We start from the raw sequence: 21,092 nt of genomic DNA, 5'->3' as shown, positions 1-21,092 counted from the left end.
TGAAAAGTTAGGCCTACCTTCTTACCACCACAGAGACTGTTTATCTGGAAGTTTCCCACGCGCTTTTAGCCGTGGGAGAAGTCAATAATTTCCTCCCCTTTATAAGGGGAGGTTAGGAGGGGTAAATACCCAGAGCAAGATACAAATTTTGTATATTTATTTACTAATACTTGCTTAACATCAAGCTTTGTAGACCAAACAGTCAGTTGACATAAATTGTTTTATAGTCAATAATCGACTGACTAGTCAGTTGATTATTAATTTCAGAGGAGGTAACAAAGGTGCAAACAGGCAAGGACATTAACTCTCCAAGGGGTGAAGAGTTAATGTCCTTGCCCGTTGACTGCTTTGAGGTTCCTGCTCTCTGTATCCATCGCGCCGATTTACATGCTCTACTGTGGCGTAACTTGCCACGGGAACAGTGTGTTTTGGGTCAAACGTTTGAGCGGTTTCAGCAAGTAGGTAACAAAGTTCATGTTCATTTCGCTTCCGGCTTAACAATCGAGGGTGATGCTTTGATTGGAGCTGATGGTCTCAATTCACGTGTACGAGCACAACTGTTGGGCGATGGCAAACCGATTTATCGTGGTTTTACGGCTTGGCGTGGTCTCACCGATTGCATCCCTAGCGGGCACCGTCATGATTACATCCGCGAATTCTTAGGCTGTGGTAAAGGTTTTGGGTTTGTTACACTCGGCAAAGGGCGGATTTACTGGTATGTAGCAGCCAAGGCTTGTGAGGGAAAACCTGACGCCGCGACAGGACATAAAAGAGAGCTTGAGTTGATGTTTCAAGATTGGTGTAAACCTATTCCTGAATTGATTGCAGCCACAGATGAAGCAAACATTTTGAAGAACGATCTCTATGACCGCGTACCGACTCAACCTTGGAGTCAACAGAACATTACATTGCTGGGTGATGCTGCTCATCCAACAATGCCGACCTTGGGACAGGGTGCATGCATGGCACTTGAAGATGCGCTTGTGATTACGAAGTGTTTGCTTGCACAGTCCGATCCGGTGGCTGCTTTCCAACAGTACGAAGCACAAAGGTTTGCTCGCACCAAAATGATTGTTGAAGAATCTTTGCAGGCAGGAAAACTTGGTCAATGGGAGAACTATGCTGCTGTAAGACTAAGAGAAATATTCATGAAGCTTTTACCTAAACGAGTTTTGAAAAACAAATATCTTTGGGAGATGGCTCAAGAAAAAATTTTGTGCGCAATTGCGCACAAAATTTTTTGCTTTAGGGCGCGGCTAGAGACCCATCGCTAAGACCTGCTTCGCGCAATCGCTGGGCACCGATATTCCGGCTGAGGACTGCCAGCCCTGCTAGGTGAGCCTGTAAGCCTGCGGTGCTAGCGCAGCAATCGGTAAATACGATTGGTTCAATGCCGAGATCGAAAACGTCCATTGCAACTTTTAATACACACATATCTGTATCGATACCGACGATAAAAACCCGTTTGACATGAGAATTGCGAAGGTAGGAAGCCAAGTCATCTGTAATACCGCACAGCCCCGGTTTAGAAAACACCAAGCCTTGTTGAGCAAAGGTTTCTAGTTCTGGGACAATGCTAGTTTCGGGTTCGCGATCGCAGTTGTGCCAGTCGAGAAATCGTTGGTACGGGCCATCTGCTGAGTTAATGAAACGAGTAAAAAGCAGTGATGCATACCCATTGCGCTGAATCAAATGGGTAACTCGTTGGGGGATATGATGTGTAAATTCGTTGATGAAACCGGGTTGCACATCAACTATGAGTAGCGGTTCCGACATTAGAATTTTGTAGTTAAAGGGAATCTTTCATCTTTTAGGGTAAGCATTTGTTTTTGCGGTATAACCTATAGTTACGAAAATGCCCGATCGCCAATGTCGTTGCGCCGAACACCGTAGCAAAACGCTCACCCTCTTCACCCAGAGCCTCATGACCGATAATTGTGGTTGCCATCAGAACCCCCAACCCCAAGACGCCAAACGCGACCACTATTCGATCTTTATGGCATCGGCAACCCTGTGCCAGAGCTAATCCACTTATGGGAAAGACGAACCACAGTATTATACGGTGAAAGCTTTCGTTCCCAAGAGCAGTCGTTGCCAGTGCGGGAAGCATCAAGACGACAACTGGTAGAAAGAGACAATGGATTGCACATGCAGTGGAAAGTCCGATCGCAGTTCTATCCATCAACATCTGCATTCTTCTGCTAAGCACAAGTGGTACTCCTTTACAATGGATTGCGGTTGAAACTAAGGGATTTCCAAGAAATAAATTATCTGGTAACCCTTGAGTGGTATCCTCAAAAGGCAAGACTGAAGGCTCGTGCCCCCATCCCACTCACAGGTTGCAGGGTGTTTTTTCATTTGAAAGCCCCTAAAACGAAACAATGCTTAAGCCTTTAGGTATAGACAAGCTCCTTCAATAGTAGTATCTTCTCTGATTTTTCTCCAGCTAAACCGTCATTTCAGAATCTTTTTCAGCTATATTCAGATCTTGCAGTAATGTAGTCGCCATAACAAACTAACGTGCTATCAGGAAAAAACGATTTCCAATAACCGAAGTGTGTACTTTTGTGAAATCATAGAGAAAAGTCGATAAATCCTGAAACGACTCATGTGGCTGCCCTATTCAGCAAACGATACTGGTAACGGCTTATGACGCGTTCTCCCAATTCAGGAAATGAACAGGAGCCCTCTAACCCTCGCAATCCTCGTTTGTGGCTCCTTTTGTTAGGACGTAGCAGTCTTGTGCTTGGCGTCATTTTGCTGATTGGACTGGCTGCTGGTGCTTGGTGGGTTAGGAACTTTGTCTATCAAGATTTAGTCCCTCTAGTTGAAAGAAATCTCGAACAATTGTTAGGCAGACCCATCAAAATAGGAAAAGTAGAGCGGTTTTCCCTCACAAGCCTGAGATTTGCCTCCCTATCGATACCAGCAACTCCCACAGATCCAGACAGAGTGGCAGCAAAAGCTGTAGAAGTACAATTCTCTCCCCTGCGACTCCTGTTTACGAGAACACTGGCATTGAATGTCTCTCTCGTCCAACCTGATGTTTACGTCCAACAGGACAAGCAGGGAAACTGGGTCACAACTCAACTCAAAGGCGTAGAAGGAAGCGGTTTTATTCAAACAGACTTAGAGACGCTTCGGATTCAAGATGCAGATGTGGTGTTAGATCCAATACCAAGACCGGGCAAACCTCAGGGTTCTGTGGTGTTAGATCGCGTCAATGGAATCGCCCGAATTCAGTCACAAAATCAGATAATTAGCTATGAAGTTGGCGGTCAACCTACCAGGGGAGGTACCTTTCAACTTGATGGCAGCACTCAAATCAAAACACTACAGACCAAGCTCAAAGTCAAGGCACAAAATTTTCAAGCAGCCGATTTGAGCCGATTGATTGAGTTGCCAACTGTTTTACAAGCAGGTCTTGTAGATGGGGACTTGACAGTTCAATTACAACAGTCCGACCCGGAAATTTCCGTAACAGGAATAGCTAATATCAATCAAGTTACTGCCCAAATTCAAAACGTTCCACAAAAATTTACCAACGCTAATGGCAGATTGACATTTCAGGGACAACAGATTTCTCTGGAAAACCTGAGTGCAAACTATGGCAAAGCACCTTTAGTAGCAAGTGGCGCAGTGAATCTCCAAACAGGTTTTAACATCGCAGCCCAAGTCAAGGCAGTTAGTGCCAAAAATGCCTTGGACACGCTGAATATTAGTTTACCCGTTCCTGTGGCTGGGGACTTTCAAGCAAATATTCAGTTGACAGGACCCCTCCGACAACCAAGCTTAAGTGGAACTGCCAGTACGATAAAAGCTGCTCAAGTCGATCGCGTTCTCTTTAATACCATTAGCACTGGTTTCCAACTCAATATATCTGAACAAGCTTCTCAACTTAACATTTCTAACCTGCGGTTAATCCCCACAACAGGAGGAGAAATTGCAGGACTTGGTCAAGTTAAACTGGGAAAGCAAAGTGATGTAAAATTCGATCTTCAAGCAGAAGGTATTTCCGCAGATACACTTGCAAGCGCTTACGGCTTCACACCCCCCATCACCGTGGGCAATGTTTCAGCAACCGCCCAAATCACTGGTTCACTGAACAACCGACCACCCCTTGCCATTAATTTTTCTAACATTCAGGCAACCCCATCGGCTGGGGGAAAAATCAACGTCAACGGCCAAATTCAACTGGTTCCTCAAGGAAACATAGCTTTAAACGTTCAAGCTCAAGGTTTGCCAGGAAATGCGATCGCCCAAGGATACAATTTATCAGTTCCCATTAACATTGGTGGTGTCTCAGCAAATGCCAAAGTTGTTGGTTCCCTGGGTCAGTCCCTAGCACTGAATGTCTCTCAAGTTCTGGCAACACCAGAAGTGGGAGGACGAATCTCAGCCAACGGTCAACTTCAACTAGTACCCCAAGGTAGGGTATCCTTCAACGTAGCAGCCGATAATCTTCCAGGGGATGCCATTGCAAAAGCTTACAACACGTCACCTGCCATCACCATTGGCAATGTATCCGCAGATGCTAAAATTACTGGTGTACTTGGTAACTTACGGGCAGTAGCCCAAGTCCAAGCACCTACAGCCACTTATCCCACAACCGGGCAAGCCGTTATTTCTCAACAAGGGGAAAATATTCTCTTGAGGGATGCTGTTGCCAACATAGCAGGCAGTACTGTTAGGGCACGGGGTCGGCTAGAACAAGGACGCTGGCAAGCTTTTGTTGATGCCGAAAGAATTCAATTGAGTCGTTTTGCACAGGTACCGCCCCAAATCCAACAAGGCATCTTGAGCAGTGAGTTAAACCTGTCGGGAACGACCGCATCCTTCCAACCCGAAACCATTCAAGCTGCAGGTCAGGCAAGTTTGAGCGGTGTAGCGGGAGGCAGGGTTAACTTGAGGGATATTAGCTTAAATAATGGACGCTGGCAAGCAGTAGCAAATGTTTCCCAAGTTCAACTCAACCGTTTTTCCGAACAGTTAAAGGGACGACTCAGTTCTAATTTACTTGTAGCGGGGACGACTCAATCTTTTCAGCTTGCAGATATACGCGCTGCAGGGCAAGTGCGCTTTTCCCAAGGTTTAGCCGTTCTCGAACAACCACTGACAGCGCAAGTGCAGTGGAATGGGCAACAGATTGTTGTTGAACGCGCAACGGCACCCGGACTGAATGCTGCCGGTACAATTGCCCTCCAGGTGCCGGAAACGGGCACACCCCAAATCTCTGCGTTTAATCTAGATGTCCGGGCACGGGGTTACAACTTAGGACAAACTCCTGTAAACCTTCCTGGCAATGTTGCGCTGGGTGGGCTGCTGGACTTCCGGGGACAAGTGACGGGAACCCCAGATGCCCCCAATGCTGCAGGTAACATTCTTCTGCGAAATCTGAAGGTCAATGATTTAGCCTTCGATCCACTGCTAAGTGGAAGAGTCAATTTTGCAGGAGGACAAGGGGGAGAACTGCAACTCGCAGGTCAGCAAGACCGAATTGCAGTTAACCTAAATGCAAATTATCGCCCTACCTCATTTCTTGTCCGTCTTGACGAAGCTGTAGCAACTGGCAAAACCGAGGGAGACAACCTACTTGTTAACGTGCAAAGTTTTCCTGTCGCTCTTTTAGAAAGCTTTGTTCCCAGTGATAATTTGAATGTAAAACCTCTTTCGGGACAAATATCTGGAGATTTAGCAATTAACCTAGAACAGTTTACCGTGGTTGGAGATGTGGCAATTGCCAAACCTCAAGTTGGCAGGGTCACGGCAGATACATTCCAAGGACAAATCAGTTTTGCTAATGGAACTGCTTCGTTAAATAATGGTGAATTGCGAATAGGTGACAGCCTCATATCCCTCAGTGGAAATTTCCAAACTGGTAATAACCCCCAATTTCAAGCCCAAGCTAATTTTAATCAACTGAACATCCAAAGATTATTACAAGCCGCTAATATCTTCGATTTTCAAGACTTTGCTGGAGGAGTACAAGGTTCAGAATTGGCAGGAGCAGAAGTTCTGCAAACACAACCAGTAGGTCTGCCTAATGCAGATTTGTTAACGCAACTACGGCGTTTCTCGGAAATTGAACAGACTTTAGCACGGCAACAGCAACAGCGTGACGAAACCCAGTCTTTGCCGACACTTGCAGAATTACAAGGTGCTTTGAGCGGGCAAATTGAGGTTGCTGGTTCTTTACAGTCAGGATTGAATGCTAGTTTTAATTTTCAGGGTTCCAATTGGCTGTGGGGAGAATACAAGATTGAAGAGGTCATCGCCCAAGGCTCTTTTGCCGATGGAACGCTGACAGTGTTACCCGTTCGTGTAGATTTGGATCAAGGGTTGTTGGCTTTTTCAGGACAGGTAGGCACTGAACAACTGTCGGGGCAGTTGCGTGTTGCTAATTTACCATTATCTTTATTAGAGCCTTTTATAGAAAGATTTCCAGTAGATGTGCAGGGTCAGGTTGATGCGATCGCGACTCTTGCAGGAACTTTAAAAAACCCCAGTGCCATTGGAGAACTGACCCTGGAAAATGCAACTTTAAACCAGCAATCGGTGCAAGCAGGGCAACTCAATTTCAATTATAACAATGCCCGTTTGAATTTTGCAAGTACTTTGTTAGTGATGGGAATACAACCGTTGGAAATTCAAGGCAACGTTCCCGTGCCCTTGCCTTTTGCTTCTGTACAACCAGATAGCGATCGCATCAATGTCACCGCTAATGTCCAAGATGGGGGATTAGCACTGTTAAACGTGTTTACCGACCAAGTCAGTTGGGTAGACGGTCAAGGACAGGTGAACGTACAAGTTGAGGGGACTTTAAAGCAACCAATTATTACAGGAAACGCCACAGTTAATAATGCAACTATTCAAGCACAAGCTTTACCAGACCCATTAACAAATGTAACAGGAACTTTACAATTTAATGGAAATACAGTGGACGTCCAAGGGGTTCAAGGGCAATACAATGAGGGAAGTTTGACTGCTGAGGGAACAATTCCCATATTTGCGAACCAGCAAGCAGCAACCAATCCCCTCTCTGTATCTTTGCAAAACCTCGATGTGAATGTTCAAGGTTTATACCAAGGGGGTGTAAGTGGCAATGTTGTCATTGGGGGAACCGCGTTCAACCCTGACATTGGTGGAGAAATTCAACTGAGTGATGGTCAAGTCACAATCGGACAACAAACAGCTAATACCAACACACAAGCCACAACAGCCCAAAGTGGGGGTAGTTCAACGGGTAATGCAGCCTTACAAGACACAGCAGCTCAAAATACAGGCGGCTCAACGGGTAATGCAGCCTCACAAGGCACAGCAGCTCAAAATACAGGCGGCTCAACAGGTAGTGCTACACCGGCGACCAATTTACCCATCGAGTTTACAAATTTACGGCTAGTTTTGGGTGATGACGTTCGGGTCACCACTCAACCCCTGCTTGGCGGTTTTATACCGGGAGGAGCAGATCCAACTCAATCAATCCTGAGCTTTGAAGCAAAGGGAGACCTTACTATCAATGGCACTTTAGCAAAGCCTCTTCCTGATGGCACTGTTCGTCTTACAGGCGGACAAGTCAACTTATTTACAACTCAATTCACCTTAGAGCGAGGTTACGAACAAACGGCAGAATTTATTCCCAGTCGGGGGCTTGACCCTGTTTTAGATGTCCGGCTTGTTGCCATTGTGCCAGAAGCAAGGGGCAGCAGAATTTTGGCTTCTCCTCTGAGTTCTTCGGCGACTTCTCCTCTGAGTTCTTCTGAAATTAGCGATGTCCCTTCGACAAGCATTGGCACCTTACGAACCGTCCGTGTCAGAGCGAGAGCAGAAGGCCCAGCCAGTCAATTATCCGATAATTTGGAATTAACTAGCGAACCGGGTCGCAGTGAAGCAGAAATTATTTCTCTACTCGGTGGTTCGATTATTAATACACTTGGTGGGTCAGATGCAGCCTTAGGAATCGCTACCTTTGCAGGTTCTACTGTATTGGGTGGGCTGCAAGGAAGTATTACTTCACTAGGACAAGCAATAGGCTTTAGTGAATTTCGTATATTTCCCACAAATGTTGCCAATGAAGCATCAAGGGCTTCGGTGTTGGGTTTAGCAGCAGAAGGGGCATTTGATATTACTAGGAATTTCTCTGTTTCACTATCACGAGTTTTCCTGACAAATGAGCCCTTTCGTTACGGTATACTTTACCGCGTTAATGATAATACTCTTGTGCGAGGCTCAACGGATTTGGAAGATGAAAGTCGATTGGAAGTTGAGTATGAAGCACGGTTTTAGCTTTTACAGCAATTTTCAGACAATTAAACCACAGCCGTAGGGGCGAACGGCTGTTCGCCCTTATAAACTGATTCGTATTTTTATGCAAAATCTACGCAGTATTGGTTCTTATTGAAGGAAAAGGCTGTTGGTGGGCAGTGCCCACCCTACGTCTCTACAACCTACGTATTTTCGTATTTTTATGCAAAATCTACGCAGTATTGGTTCCTATTAAAGGAAAAGGCTGTTGGTGGGCAGTGCCCACCCTACGTCTACGTCTATTGAAGGAACAGAAAATAGCTGATATTCTGATTAACATTTAGAATTCAACACTTTTGATACATGAACGATAAACTCACATATAGATGGGCAATTCTTCCCATCCAGCTAAGATTTTTAATCATAACTTTGCTAGTTCTAGGAATTTTTTTTCGCTTCTTTAATCTAGATGGCAAAGTTTTCTGGCAGGATGAAGTTTTTACTTCATTGCGAAGTTCTGGATATTCTACAGAAGAAATAGTTAAAGAAAGTTTTGATGGTCGTCTTCTCGGTATAGAAGATTTACAGAAATACCAATATCTTAGCCCTGAAAAAAGCTTAATTGACACCATAAATGCTTTAAAAAAAGCTCCCGAACATCCACCTCTGTACTACCTAATGGTGAGATTTTGGAATCAGCTATTCAGTCATTCTGTGACACCTAGAGCTTTATCCGCTTTTATCAGCTTATTAGTTTTTCCGTGTATCTATTGGTTATGTCTGGAATTATTTGAGTCCCCCTTGATTGGATGGATTGCGGTTATTCTCACTGCCGTTTCTCCCATTCACGTCCTTTATGCCCAGGAAGCACGACAATATAGCTTGTGGACAGTGGCTGTTTTGCTATCCAGTGCATCTCTGCTAAGAGCCATACGCATTCATACAAAACTAAACTGGGGAATATATGCCACAACTTTGTCACTTGGTTTTTATTCTCATTTGCTTTCTACATTGATTGCTATTGGGCATGGAATTTATGTATTTGCTATAAATCGTTTTCAGTTAAACAAAACAACGGCTGCTTATCTACTCGCTTTACTTACAGGACTGATAGCTTTTACTCCCTGGCTGTTTGTAATTAATAGTTTTCAAACTATTGAGAACAGAAATAATTGGATGCTTACACCAGTACTGATGTCAAATCTTGTTAAATCTTGGGGAAGCCATCTAAATTGTATTTTTTTTGATTTCAATTTAAGTCAAGACCATCCATTTACCTATTTAATCCTTTGTTTTATATTAGGGCTTACAGGCTATTCAATTTATTTTCTTTATAATTCGGCTTCTTTCAAAGTTTGTTTGTTTCTTTGTCTATTAATTGGTCTTGTACCTATAGCCCTAATTATACCTGACTTAATTTGGGGTGGAATGCGATCGGTATCAAGTCGGTATTTTATACCTTTTTTCCTAGGAATTCAACTTTCTGTTGCTTATCTACTTTCCATGAAGATATTTGGCATTCATTTTTTACAACAGAAATTATGGCGGGGAATAATGGTATTACTGATTTCGGGGGGCCTTGCTTCTTGTATTGTTAGTTCTCAAGCGAACAGTTGGTGGATTAAATCAATTAGCTTTCACAATCCTCAAATCGCTGCCATTATTAACAAAGCAACTAAACCTCTTTTAATTAGCAATGAAGGTGGTAATAATCTGGGTAATGTAATATCTCTAAGCTACCTACTTGAGCCAAAGGTCAAGTTTCAGTTAGTAGTCGAGCCAAATATTCCCAACCTTCCTGATGGCTTTAGTGATATATTTGTGCTTTCACCCTCACCAACATTGCAACAGGGGCTGGAAAAAAAGTATCAAGCCAAGTTAACACCTATTGAGAGTACTTCTGAGCCACGTTTGTGGAAACTTAACTTAACAAATTGATAGATTATTTTTACTGGAGCAACTCTTCCACCTGATGCTGGCTCCATAATTGTCTGTAGAGACCTGGTTGTTGTAAAAGCTCTAGCTGTGTTCCTATCTGAACAATCCTACCTTTATCCATAACAAAAATCCGGTCAGCTACTGCTGCTGCAGACAACTGATGAGTAATGAAAACGATTGTCTTCTTTTGCTTACCACGAGAAAGATTGTTCAAGATTGCGGTAGCGGTTTGATTATCAACGCTAGAGAGGGCATCATCCAAAATTAACACGGGAGCATCAACTAGCATTGCCCTAGCTAAAGCAGTACGCTGTCGCTGACCACCAGACAAAGTTATCCCACGTTCTCCCACTATTGTTTCATAGTGTTGGGGAAAATTCATAATTTCTGGATGAATTTGTGCTAGTTTTGCTGCTGATTCTACCTCTGGTTGCTCGCTAATCGGATCGCCATAACGGATGTTATTTTTGATTGTGGTACTGAACAGAAAACTATCTTGGGGGACGTAAGCAATAGCACTTCTTAAATCAACCAATGGGATTTTGGTAATGTCTATTCCATCCAAAAACAACTGTCCCGGTTCAACGTCTAACAATCTTGGCAAAGCATTTGCTAATGTTGATTTTCCAGAACCAATGGCTCCTACAATTGCTACTGTTTCTCCTGGGGCTATGGTAAAGTTAACGTCTGCCAGTGCGGGAGTCGAGTAACCAGGGTAGGTAAACCTTAGATTTTTAGCTGTTAGTTGTCCTTTAACTTGCTCTTTAGGTAGATGAATGGCATCCGATTCGTCTCTAATTTTAGGCGTGACGGAGAAAATCGCCTCAATGCGATCGATACTCACTTCGCCCCGCTGATATGCAGTAATTGTAAACCCCAATAGGGCGGTGGGAAAACTCAGACGCTCTACATAAAGTAAGAGTGCAACAAAATCTCCAACAGCCATAGTTCCAGCAGCAATCCGATTTGCTCCCAGCCAGATAATAATCAAGGAACTCACAGTGGCTAGTCCACCAATCAGTGGAAACAGCGTATTCCTGCTTTTTGCTAGGTTGAGGTTAGCCTGCAATAACTGTTGATTTTTGTCGCCAAAAGCACGTCGCTCGTTATCCTCTTGAGCATAAATTTTTATCGGGGCAATGCCGCTGACATCCTCTTGAATGAGTTCACTCATATCGGATAGTCTCTCTTGTACGGCAAGTTGTTCGTTACGGAGGCGATCGCTAAATAGATGTACTAAAAAAAACATCAAGGGATAGACTGCCAATGCAGCTAATGTGAGGTTCACACTTATGCCGAGCATCACTGGCAAAGTGAGAGCGTATGCAAAGAATGTATTTGCCATACTCAGCACCGCAAAACCCAACAGCCGTCGAATGTTGTCTACATCACTTGTAGCCCGACTGATTAAGTCCCCTGAGGTATTCGTGGCAAAATATGACGGTTCTAACTTAAGAATGTGTTCAAAAATCCTTTGTTTCAGGTCAAATTCAACCTGACGCCCCACTCCAAACAGCCAAATCCGAGAGGACATACGGATGAGCCACATTGCCGTAGTGAATAATACAATTCTTATGACAAAATTCGTGATTTGGCTGAAGGTAAATTCGGTGGAGAGCTTATCAATAGAGTCCCGAATCAACAACGGGATGTAAACACCCAACCCGTTAACGATTAATAAAGCAATAACCCCCAGCCCTGTTTCCCGCCAATGAGGACGCAGATACTGAGCCACTTTAACTAGCCGTCTTGATGTTGCCATTCAAAAGAAACAGAGTAACTTTTTGATTTTAAACCAACCGTAAATAAACTGTCTTCTCACCACAGGCGCAAGCCAACTCCAGTTGAAAGAATGAAAAAAGAACTGGGTACCGATATAAACCTGCTCTATATTAACCAGACATCCTAAGACATCCTTCAACATTTCTTGCTTCCTCCAGCGCCGTCGGCGGCTAACTGTCCACAAGCGTGTTTGTTCGGATCGAGCCTATCCTACTACATTTATCAATGGGAGCATTCGCCAAATTTATTGCCGCTTGTAAATCCCTATCTTCTGTATGAGAACACTTTGGACATACAAACACTCGGTCTGATAATCTAAAAGCCTCCGGGAGCGCGGAAACCTTGCGGCTTTAGCCCAAGGAGGAAGCGCGACACAACCCGTTTTAACAGGCGTGAAAGTTGCGAACGAGTTAATTGCACGGACTAAGGCTCCTGTGCTATAATTAGATGATTTTTTATAACTTTGAAATGCAGACTATATCCGTAAAATGCAAGCTTATAGTCCCCTCCGATATTCGGGCTGAAATTAACCGGATTTTGGAGGGGTTTGCTGATGCTTGCAACCGGATATATGAAGTAGCGTCCCGTGACTCATGCTGGAACTCGGCAGGCGCGACATTGCCACCACGAGCACTGGCAAATCGTGGAGCGGCAAACAGATTCAATCGGTTCGTGACCGCTACAGCAAGGTCAGGGCAAACGTTCAATCCAAACGCACGCGCAGTTCCAAGCGACTGTTGCGAAGGCTCTCTGGGAGAGAACAACGCTTTCAGAAATGGTTGAATCACAACATTGCCAAAGAAATCGTTAACGACGCAAAGCAACACAATGCCACACTTGCCTTTGAGGACTTGACCAATATTCGAGAATCTCTTAACCAGAAACCTCAAAGCAAAACGGAACGGCGCAGAACCAATAATTGGGCATTTTATCAGTTGCGAATATTTACCCAATACAAGGCGAATATCGCAGGCGTGCCCATCGTTCTGGTGCCAAAAGCATACACGAGTCAAACTTGCTCTCGGTGTCACCACGTACACCCGGAGAAAGGGAAATCGTATCGTTCTGGCAAGTCTTTTAAGTGTGGCCATTGTGGTATGACGTGTGATAGCGATTTCAATGCATCTGCGAATATCGCAGTTTTGGGGTTGTCTGTAATCCAGCCCGAAAGTCCGGGGATGAGTTGCTTGTTGGAAGGACAACTTAGTTTGTTTCCAACGAACACTGTAAACTGGGCTAAAGCTCCCGGCTTCTAGCCGGGGTGGCTTACAACTTTATCCTTCTAGTTAATAATTACCTACCCACGCAAGAAGCCAGAAATAAAGGTGAGATAACTCTCCCAAACTCGCGTTGTAAGTGAAAGTGTTTCGGCATTGGGTACAAAGTCTTCAAGCCGCAATCCCCTCCTGGGAATATCCTGAGGAGTTGGGGCTTGCATGAGGTATGGTGCAGTTCCTAAATCAGGTAGTCTGGTAGCGACGATCGCATCTCCTACATCTGACAGCCCTGCACTTAAACTCATGTTTGCCGATGCTACAAGTGTTTCATATCTTGGCACGGAATTGGATACATCAGAAGAAACAAGGCGAGGGTTCTGGTACACCGCTAGACTTGCTATAGATGGATCTCTGAGTGCCGTTGCTGCAACTGGCGATCGCACTAGGAAATAAGCGACTGCTGGTGTGCTGGACAACAACAAAATAGTCAGTGCCCAACCAATTAAATAACCCCCAGGTGCGTCCAACTTTCCTCCACCTTGCATCCTTTGAGCGGCAAGAATCAACAGCAGAATCGATGCTCCCAAAGGCTTGAGCGGAAAAGACACCACTCTCCACAAGGAGGCGACAGCTGGTTCATTGGGGTTGATAAACGAGAGTAAAACAACAACGAACAGAACGACCAAGAATAATCGGGCGACGAAATTTCCTTGAGGATAAAATCTCTGGAACAAAGAGTATATGATGGCTCCCACAAGCAGCCAAAGTAATACCCGGCTTAACAGTACAAACATAGATTGACTCTCAAATCTTCTTTTTTGGCAGTTAAGGTTTTAGGTAGTGGGGTTATTGTACTGCCAAATTGTAAAAGTACTGTTATTTGACATCGAACACCTCACATCCAGAACAAAACGACTACCGTCGTAGTGATTTTAGAGCAATTTCTTTCACATGAGACGATGTATCTGTAATTTTTCCGATCGGTAAATCGCTTCGTGTAGACTAGATTAATTTAATAAGTAGTTTCACAACCGTGAAGGAAACACTATGTCACCTGGAAAACAAACCATTTTGGTTACAGGGGGAGCTGGATATATCGGTTCCCATACAGTGCTTGCCCTGAAGAAGGCAGGTTTTGACGTTATAGTACTGGACAATTTGGTTTACGGTCACCGGGACTTGGTAGAAAAAGTTTTACAGGTAAAACTTGTAGAGGGAGACACAACTGACCAAGCACTGTTAAACGATTTATTTAAAACACACGACATTGCAGCAGTGATGCACTTTTCAGCCTACGCATATGTAGGGGAATCGGTCAGCGATCCTGCCAAATACTACCGCAAAGAAGTAGGTAACGTGGGCATATTTTTCTGTTTCCGCAGTACGGAACTGCTTCAAACCGTTCTTTGAAATGACTTCGCCAAGAATATTACTTAAATTTTGAGGTTCAAAGGCAACCCCAACTCGTAATTCTGGGTCGTACTGTGTGAAGGTGACAAAAGACAGAGGCGTAAGAAGCTGTCTTTCAAAACCGTCAAATTTGGGGTTGACAAATGCTTGGCTCAGTTGTCTGGCGCGGTCGGGGCGGAAATTAAAGAAAATGACCCCATCTCCTGGTTCGATTGCTCCAGGTGCGATTCTGACTGGAACAACGAATTCGTCGGTGACACCTTCTGCGTAGGACGCTTGCAGAGTTTCCACTGCTGTGCGATCGCTACCCGGTCCATCCTGTGTCATCACATCATAGGCACGTTTGACACGATCCCAACGGCGATCGCGATCCATTGCGTAATAGCGACCGCTGACGGTCACTATCCGCCCAACACCACGACGGTCAATGTAATCTTGAATTTGTCCTAACGCTTTTACACCCTCCGTTGGGGTAGTATCCCGACCGTCGGTGATGGCGTGGATACAAACTTGTGAAATTAAGTGTACTTTGGCTAAGTCAATTAATCCGAACAGATGATCGATGTGCGAATGCACTCCACCCTCGGAACAAAGCCCGACTAAATGCAACTTGCTCTGGCGACTGCACACTTCCTGGCAGATTTTAACAAGTGCTGGGTTTCTCAGGATGGAACCGTCTTCTACAGCATCTGAGATGCGTACTAGTTCTTGGGGTACAACTCTTCCAGCGCCCAGATTCAAATGACCAACTTCTGAGTTGCCCATTTGACTTTCTGGTAACCCCACCGCTTTCCCTGATGTTCGGATGAGGGTATGGGGATAAACTGCCCATAAGCTGTCCATTACCGGAGTTTTAGCAGCGGCAATAGCGTTTCCATGAGTCTCCTCGCAGTAGCCCCATCCGTCTAAAATGACTCGCACCACGGGAGCAACAGGTGCTTTGGTCATAGTATAATTGCCCTTTACTTTTTGTAATACCCGAATGATACCACTGCTAACCACAACCGCAAGTGAATTTCTGCTTATCTTGCTAATAGCTAATTGCTAATTCCTAATAGCTAATTGCTAATTGTTCTCATCATATTAACCATTAACCATCAGCCATTAGCCATTAACCATTAGCCATGCCCTATTTTTTCTTTGCAGACGCTTTTGCTGCTTTTGCCGCTTTTTTCGCCGCTTTCTCAGCTGATATCGCCGCCAACCTTGCCTGTTCTTTTTCCTCGGCTAACTTCTCCAGATAATAGTGATAATTCCCCAGGTAAACACGAAATTCACCATCGCGAATTTCCACAATTTTGTTGGCGACTTTGGTTATAAAATAACGGTCGTGAGATACGACTAGCACCGTGCCTTCATAATTCTGGATAGCTTCCTCTAGCATTTCTTTTGCGGGAATATCCAAGTGGTTGGTGGGCTCATCTAGAATCAACAAATTCACTGGTTGTAAAAGCATTTTTGCCAGTGCTAAACGTGCCTTTTCTCCACCGCTTAAAGCTGATACCTGCTTAAATACAGTGTCACCGCTAAATAGAAATCGTCCCAAGATTGTGCGAACTTCTTCGTTTTTCCAATCTGGAACCTCATCATGGATAGTTTCCATGACAGTTTTCTTTAAATCCAAAGCTTCCGCTTGGTTTTGTTCAAAGTAACCGGGGATAACATTATGTTCGCCCAATTGTACTTTACCTTCCGTGGGTTTTTCAAGACCCATAATAAGACGTAATAAAGTAGACTTACCCGCACCATTGGGAGCAATAAAAGCGATACGATCCCCGCGCTCTACCAAAAGATTTGCACCTAGGAATAATATCTTGTCATCGTAAGTATGGGTTAAATCTTTAATTTCCACCACCTCACGTCCGCTACGGGGTGCTGGAGGAAAACGGAATTGTAGAGTTCTGACATCAGATGTTGGTGCTTCTATCCGCTCTACCTTTTCCAGTTGTTTTTCCCGGCTTTTTGCTTGAGTACTGCGGGTAGCACTAGCTCGGAAGCGATCGACAAACGCCTGTTGCTTTTCCAGTTCTTTTTGCTGGCGTTCGTAAGCCGATATTTGTGCTGCTTGATTTTCTGCTTTTTGTTGCAAATATGACGAATAGTTGCCAAGGTATGTAGTAGAGACTCCACGTTCGGTTTCCACAATTTGGGTGCAGAGTCGGTCTAAGAATTCCCGGTCATGAGAAACAATTACCATTGGGGTCGTTAGACCTTTGAGATAGTTTTCCAACCACTCAATGGTTTCAAGGTCTAAGTGGTTGGTAGGCTCGTCCAGTAGCAACAAATCCGGTTCTTGTAAAAGAATTTTGCCCAAACCCATCCGCATTTGCCAACCGCCACTAAAAGCACTCACCAGACGGTCGCCATCTTCTAACTGAAAACCCATTTCTGGTAAGATTTTCCCGATTCTTGTTTCTAAGACGTAGCCATCTAATGCTTCAAACTGTCGGTGGAGGCGGTCTAACTTGTTAATCAGTCGGTCGAGTTCCTCTGGATTGGCGCTTTCCATGTCCCGCTGCACCTGCGCCAATTCTTGCTGCACTTGATTTGCTGCTTTGAAAACTGTCCAAAATTCTTCTCGAACGGTGCGAGTCGGATCGACCTCAAACTCTTGATTGAGATAAGCAATGTGTAAGCTAGCAGGACGAATCACTTCGCCCGCAGTTGGGTCGATTTCCCCAGAGATAATCTTGAGTTGAGTCGATTTTCCGGCACCGTTGACCCCAACTAAACCTATGCGATCGCCTGGTTTTACTTCCCAGTTGATATCCTTGAGAACTTCGCCTGTAGGGTAAATTTTACTTATATGTTCGAGTCGCAGCATTGAATGTCTCCAAGGTAGAGTATAGGCTCTTTAGGCGAAAGTGTGAGTACCGAGTTTAATCTTAACAAAATTTAACTGATAATTTGTGGCAGGAAATACTTTAAACGCCGACAAACAGGAAGATGCAGGCAATATAACAAAAATTATCACTAGACGAATTTCATGGTGCTGGCGTTAACCACTCATTACAGGGTAGCTCTAATGACAAATTAATAAATATAGGTGGGCAGTATATCCAGACACAGAATATACTGAACTTTTACACAACCGTGAGTGCTGCTTTATATGCCTAACTCATCCTTCACTCACCCCGAACGCAACCCCGTTTTTGGCAAGCGAGACGTCAAAGACGTCCCCTTTGTTGAACTGTTTAACGGGCGCTTGCAGGGAGTGGTTTCCAGCGGTTCTGATATTGAACGGGTGTATGTTTCCTTTTTTGAAGCCAAAACTCTAGATTACTATTGCAGCACCAATAACAATCGTCCCTGTGGCGGTTTGCGCGGCTACCCGTGCAAGCATTTGCAAGCCTTGCTCACAGAAGCTACTGTCTCCTATGGCATTGAGCAAGTTGCCAATACTCTCAAAGTTCCTGGCGACCTCAGTCAAATTAAGACAACAAACGATATTCTTGCCCGCGCAGGTACATTGAAAAAAGAACCTGCTAGCGAAGTTTTTAGCCGTTTTCTCAATTACCTCCGTTACCTCGAACTAGAGACCAACAACCATCCCCTACCCGAAATGAGTTGGTTTATTTAAAGGAAAAAAACTATGGCTTTTCCAGGTGCCCTGAACCAACTTCCCCAAGGTACTCAAGAAACCTTCGACTTGATTGCCGAATTTGACCGATGCTTCCTCACGGGTTTTGCAAATCTTGATACTCCACACCAGCAAACACTCAATAGTCTTCAGCAAATATTTACAGGTACACCACTCCAGCAACCCCTCTCTAAAACCTGCGCTGCTATTCAAAGCAATGAGTTCGTAGAGCAACATTTCACGGTTTTGGCAGCTGTACGGGCAAGTTTGCAAGGGTCACTTTTTGATATCTTGCAACAGCAGGCTAGAAGTGTCATGGGACGGGTAGATGAGGGAGATAAGGGAGACAAGCAGGAGAAGGGGGATAAGGAAAATGAACATTTGCGAGTTTGGTTGGAGAGTATTCGCCATTGGCTGATGGAAATTGCCTTAATGGGATTTGCCCGCCTTGAAGCATCAACTTTAATCCCCTTCATGTCAACCCTTGAGCAAATTCAATCAGAACCACTGCTGATACGGCAAGCTGCTCTATTAACAGGATTTTTTAACGAACTCATGAATTGGGTTCCCATGACTGACAGCAGCACTACTCCCGTTTACCGCTGGGTTGATTTGTGGACGCAGGCGATGGTAGGTGCTTTACGCCCGCCAGTCACTCACGAGCCAAAGCTTGTCTCGGGCAAACTAGAACTATTGGGTTTAGATTTGCGCCATCACGCCAATTTAGTCAGCTTTACCGCCTATGGGCTATTGACGGTTGATGCTCAAGTTCAATTGGTGAGAACTACCCTTTCTGCTTACAAAGTCGATGTCATCAGTAAAGACCAAATCTGGTTGTTATTTCCCAAAGCTAGTGTTCTGCTCAATGCCTTTACAGAAAATAGAGCGCTACATCTCAAGGATGTTCCTTTGTTACCAACAGGGGATCTGCTTTGGCAAGGTGAAGCCCAGCTAGGCGATTACTATAACTTGATGAAAAAAGCATCTGAGTTCTTTGCAGTCAATGCCACAAATAGCACCACCCCCCCTCTCATTCCTCCTGTCGATCGCCATCCCGTACAACTTGCCGAACCTGTATTTTTAAATAATTATGCGATCGCTCAAACGAACAACATCTTGAACCTGTCTTGGAAAGATGCAGGCTTGCTACCAATTGCCACTGAACGCATCAGCCCGTTATCAGAACTCAACCTAGAGGCTATTTGTAAATCCAATGAAATTTTTGGTCTCCTCCGCTTTGATGGTGGACGCTGGGCCGTACAACCATTAGCAGCAACCGTACAAGGTAAAACCATGTTTACAGGTCAAAGCGCTGCCAAGATATTCAAGACACCGCCAAAAACCAACACGGTTGCTACTTTACAGGAACGAGCCAGCCGTTTGCTTCGGAAAAAGAGCTAAAAAATACGTCAGCCAGCTTTACCAATGACCAATGACAAATGACAAATGACATTATTCAAAGGCGTCAAGTCCTGTATTGGAGAATGCTCGCGGCTATGTTTGGGTATACCGAACAAGGGGCAAACTTTGAGCGAATGAGCATTGAAATTGCAGACGAACTGGGCTTACCAAGGCTCATTCTCGATCCCAACATCAGCATAGAAAACCTGCTGCATCGTTACCCAGAACTAGAGCCTGATTTTACACAGCTAGTTCCTCTGCTAGAAAAGACCACGGGAAATGGAGAACTCTCCGCGTCTGATGAGACAGCCACCCTGCGCCGTGGGTTAGTCTTTTCCAAACTCCTGCTAAATGCCTTTGGTCCCAATACCCAAAACAGCGTCATCACCGCACAACAATACGCTCAATGGTTAAAAGATGTGGGTTATCTAGAAAAAGCACTTGGCTGTGCGCCAGGTAGCCTGCGAGGACAAAAGCCAGGAAATGGTACAGGTACAAGTGTACCAGGACGTGGTGCGGGTACAAGTGTAGGTGGAGGTGGTAATAGGGTTCCAGGTCAGGGTAGTAGTAGTGGTGGAATGGGTGCAGGGCTGGGCATCGGAGAAGGTTTTACCGTTGATGAAGAACAGTTACGTGCCACCCTCAAAGCACTGGAAGGCGAACTCATTGAACGGATGGCGCTGCGGGAAGTGCTCAAAGACGACCGACTAGCCAGCCAACTCACTCCCTCAATGGCATTAGTCGAGCAACTCCTACGGGATAAAGCTAATTTGTCAGGTACTTCCCTGAAAAATGCCAAACGACTGATTCAGCAATTTATTAACGAATTAGCGGAAGTTCTGAAGCTACAAGTGGCACAAACAGTGACTGGCAAAATCGATCGCTCAGTTCCCCCCAAAAGAGTTTTCCGCAATCTAGATTTAAAGCGCACCATCTGGAAAAACCTAACCAACTGGAGTCCCCAAGAGCAGCGATTATTAGTAGACCGCCTTTACTATCACCATACTGCTAAAAAGAAAACACCAACCCGGATGATTGTTGTCGTCGATCAATCAGGCTCGATGGTAGACGCAATGGTGCAATGTACAATTCTTGCCTCAATTTTTGCTGGAATTCCCAACGTAGATGTACACTTAATCGCCTTCGATACACAAGTGCTAGACCTAACACCCTGGGTACATGACCCATTTGAAGTTTTGTTACGCACTCAATTAGGAGGCGGAACCTACATTTATGGAGCACTCGTAGAAGCAGCACAGAAAATTCTTGAGCCACAAAATACAGCCCTCGTCCTCATCTCCGACTTTTACGAAGGTGGTAGCGACCAAGCCCTGTATGACTACATTAAATCACTCAAAGAATCGGGTTTGCATTTTATTCCAGTCGGGGCTGTCACCAGTTCTGGGTACTTTAGTGTAAACCAATGGTTTCGCGACAAACTCAAAGAATTGGGCACGCCAATTTTAACTGGCAGCCCCAAGAAATTAATACAAGAATTAAAGAAGGTAATAGTGACTTAATGA

12 protein-coding genes and 3 pseudogenes are annotated in these 21,092 nt (G+C 44.7%); 8 read left to right on the top strand and 7 right to left on the bottom strand.

What is annotated here, in order from left to right:
• Window positions 1–281: 281 nt before the first annotated feature.
• Window positions 282–1,274: an FAD-dependent monooxygenase gene (locus ACYRY3_RS31935; protein ID WP_460205684.1), complete on the top strand. Its 993-nt coding sequence runs from the start codon at window positions 282–284 to the stop codon at window positions 1,272–1,274.
• Here ACYRY3_RS31935 and ACYRY3_RS31930 read toward each other — a convergent pair.
• Together ACYRY3_RS31930 and ACYRY3_RS31925 are read right to left on the bottom strand one after the other, a co-directional pair.
• Window positions 1,246–1,776, bottom strand: a complete 531-nt coding sequence (locus tag ACYRY3_RS31930; protein ID WP_460205683.1) for a cysteine hydrolase family protein — start codon at window positions 1,774–1,776, stop codon at window positions 1,246–1,248. The two genes, ACYRY3_RS31935 and ACYRY3_RS31930, sit on opposite strands and share 29 nt — an antisense overlap.
• A gap of 34 nt (window positions 1,777–1,810) precedes the next feature.
• On the bottom strand, window positions 1,811–2,209 hold the full coding sequence (locus ACYRY3_RS31925) for a MerC domain-containing protein (protein WP_460205682.1): 399 nt from the start codon (window positions 2,207–2,209) through the stop codon (window positions 1,811–1,813).
• A gap of 440 nt (window positions 2,210–2,649) precedes the next feature.
• Between ACYRY3_RS31925 and ACYRY3_RS31920 the strand changes: the two genes are divergently transcribed.
• Complete coding sequence (locus ACYRY3_RS31920) at window positions 2,650–8,283, top strand: translocation/assembly module TamB domain-containing protein (RefSeq protein WP_460205681.1); 5,634 nt, start codon at window positions 2,650–2,652, stop codon at window positions 8,281–8,283.
• Window positions 8,284–8,604: 321 nt separating this feature from the next.
• Window positions 8,605–10,179, top strand: a complete 1,575-nt coding sequence (locus ACYRY3_RS31915) for a glycosyltransferase family 39 protein (protein WP_460205680.1) — start codon at window positions 8,605–8,607, stop codon at window positions 10,177–10,179.
• A gap of 10 nt (window positions 10,180–10,189) precedes the next feature.
• Here ACYRY3_RS31915 and ACYRY3_RS31910 read toward each other — a convergent pair whose 3' ends face one another.
• Window positions 10,190–11,941, bottom strand: coding sequence for an ABC transporter ATP-binding protein (locus ACYRY3_RS31910; RefSeq protein WP_460205679.1), 1,752 nt, complete (start codon window positions 11,939–11,941; stop codon window positions 10,190–10,192).
• Between the two features lie 190 nt (window positions 11,942–12,131).
• Window positions 12,132–12,266 (bottom strand): annotated as a pseudogene (locus ACYRY3_RS31905) (zinc ribbon domain-containing protein); the annotation flags it as partial.
• Window positions 12,267–12,554: 288 nt separating this feature from the next.
• On the opposite strand from ACYRY3_RS31905, the gene ACYRY3_RS31900 reads away from it, so the two are divergent.
• On the top strand, window positions 12,555–13,217 hold the full coding sequence (locus ACYRY3_RS31900) for an RNA-guided endonuclease InsQ/TnpB family protein (RefSeq protein ID WP_460205678.1): 663 nt from the start codon (window positions 12,555–12,557) through the stop codon (window positions 13,215–13,217).
• A gap of 41 nt (window positions 13,218–13,258) precedes the next feature.
• Here the strand turns inward: ACYRY3_RS31900 and fraI are convergent, their stop codons facing one another.
• Window positions 13,259–13,972 (bottom strand): septal nanopore formation protein FraI, encoded by a 714-nt coding sequence (gene fraI, locus ACYRY3_RS31895; RefSeq protein WP_460205677.1) that lies wholly within the window; start codon window positions 13,970–13,972, stop codon window positions 13,259–13,261.
• A gap of 253 nt (window positions 13,973–14,225) precedes the next feature.
• Between fraI and ACYRY3_RS31890 the strand changes: the two are divergent.
• Window positions 14,226–14,528 (top strand): annotated as a pseudogene (locus ACYRY3_RS31890) (NAD-dependent epimerase/dehydratase family protein); the annotation flags it as partial.
• Here the strand turns inward: ACYRY3_RS31890 and gpmI are convergent.
• A pseudogene (gene gpmI / locus ACYRY3_RS31885) lies at window positions 14,520–15,536 on the bottom strand (2,3-bisphosphoglycerate-independent phosphoglycerate mutase); the annotation flags it as partial. The pseudogenes ACYRY3_RS31890 and gpmI sit on opposite strands and share 9 nt — an antisense overlap.
• 181 nt (window positions 15,537–15,717) lie before the next feature.
• Complete coding sequence (locus tag ACYRY3_RS31880; protein ID WP_460205676.1) at window positions 15,718–17,412, bottom strand: ABC-F family ATP-binding cassette domain-containing protein; 1,695 nt, start codon at window positions 17,410–17,412, stop codon at window positions 15,718–15,720.
• A gap of 285 nt (window positions 17,413–17,697) precedes the next feature.
• Here ACYRY3_RS31880 and ACYRY3_RS31875 point away from each other — a divergent pair, with 285 nt between their 5' ends.
• Genes ACYRY3_RS31875 through ACYRY3_RS31865 form a run of 3 tightly spaced genes read left to right on the top strand, consistent with a single transcriptional unit; the run spans window position 17,698 to window position 21,089 of the window.
• The gene (locus tag ACYRY3_RS31875) at window positions 17,698–18,168 is read left to right on the top strand and encodes a hypothetical protein (RefSeq protein WP_460205675.1); all 471 of its coding nucleotides are present in this window, start codon (window positions 17,698–17,700) and stop codon (window positions 18,166–18,168) included.
• A gap of 12 nt (window positions 18,169–18,180) precedes the next feature.
• Window positions 18,181–19,569: a hypothetical protein gene (locus ACYRY3_RS31870; protein WP_460205673.1), complete on the top strand. Its 1,389-nt coding sequence runs from the start codon at window positions 18,181–18,183 to the stop codon at window positions 19,567–19,569.
• Window positions 19,570–19,607: 38 nt separating this feature from the next.
• Complete coding sequence (locus ACYRY3_RS31865; protein WP_460205672.1) at window positions 19,608–21,089, top strand: VWA domain-containing protein; 1,482 nt, start codon at window positions 19,608–19,610, stop codon at window positions 21,087–21,089.
• The last annotated feature ends 3 nt before the right edge of the window (window positions 21,090–21,092 follow it).

Source organism: Scytonema sp. NUACC21 (assembly GCF_054684315.1).
This window is presented reverse-complemented; position numbering and strand designations above follow the sequence as displayed.

Bases quoted from the DNA above. Each gene is read 5' to 3' on its own strand.
- ACYRY3_RS31930 (WP_460205683.1), bottom strand. From the start codon at position 1,776: ATGTCGGAACCGCTACTCATAGTTGATGTGCAACCCGGTTTCATCAAC.
- ACYRY3_RS31920 (WP_460205681.1), top strand. From the start codon at position 2,650: ATGACGCGTTCTCCCAATTCAGGAAATGAACAGGAGCCCTCTAACCCT.
- ACYRY3_RS31915 (WP_460205680.1), top strand. From the start codon at position 8,605: ATGAACGATAAACTCACATATAGATGGGCAATTCTTCCCATCCAGCTA.
- ACYRY3_RS31910 (WP_460205679.1), bottom strand. From the start codon at position 11,941: ATGGCAACATCAAGACGGCTAGTTAAAGTGGCTCAGTATCTGCGTCCT.
- ACYRY3_RS31900 (WP_460205678.1), top strand. From the start codon at position 12,555: ATGCTGGAACTCGGCAGGCGCGACATTGCCACCACGAGCACTGGCAAA.
- fraI (WP_460205677.1), bottom strand. From the start codon at position 13,972: ATGTTTGTACTGTTAAGCCGGGTATTACTTTGGCTGCTTGTGGGAGCC.
- ACYRY3_RS31880 (WP_460205676.1), bottom strand. From the start codon at position 17,412: ATGCTGCGACTCGAACATATAAGTAAAATTTACCCTACAGGCGAAGTT.
- ACYRY3_RS31875 (WP_460205675.1), top strand. From the start codon at position 17,698: ATGCCTAACTCATCCTTCACTCACCCCGAACGCAACCCCGTTTTTGGC.
- ACYRY3_RS31870 (WP_460205673.1), top strand. From the start codon at position 18,181: ATGGCTTTTCCAGGTGCCCTGAACCAACTTCCCCAAGGTACTCAAGAA.
- ACYRY3_RS31865 (WP_460205672.1), top strand. From the start codon at position 19,608: ATGACAAATGACATTATTCAAAGGCGTCAAGTCCTGTATTGGAGAATG.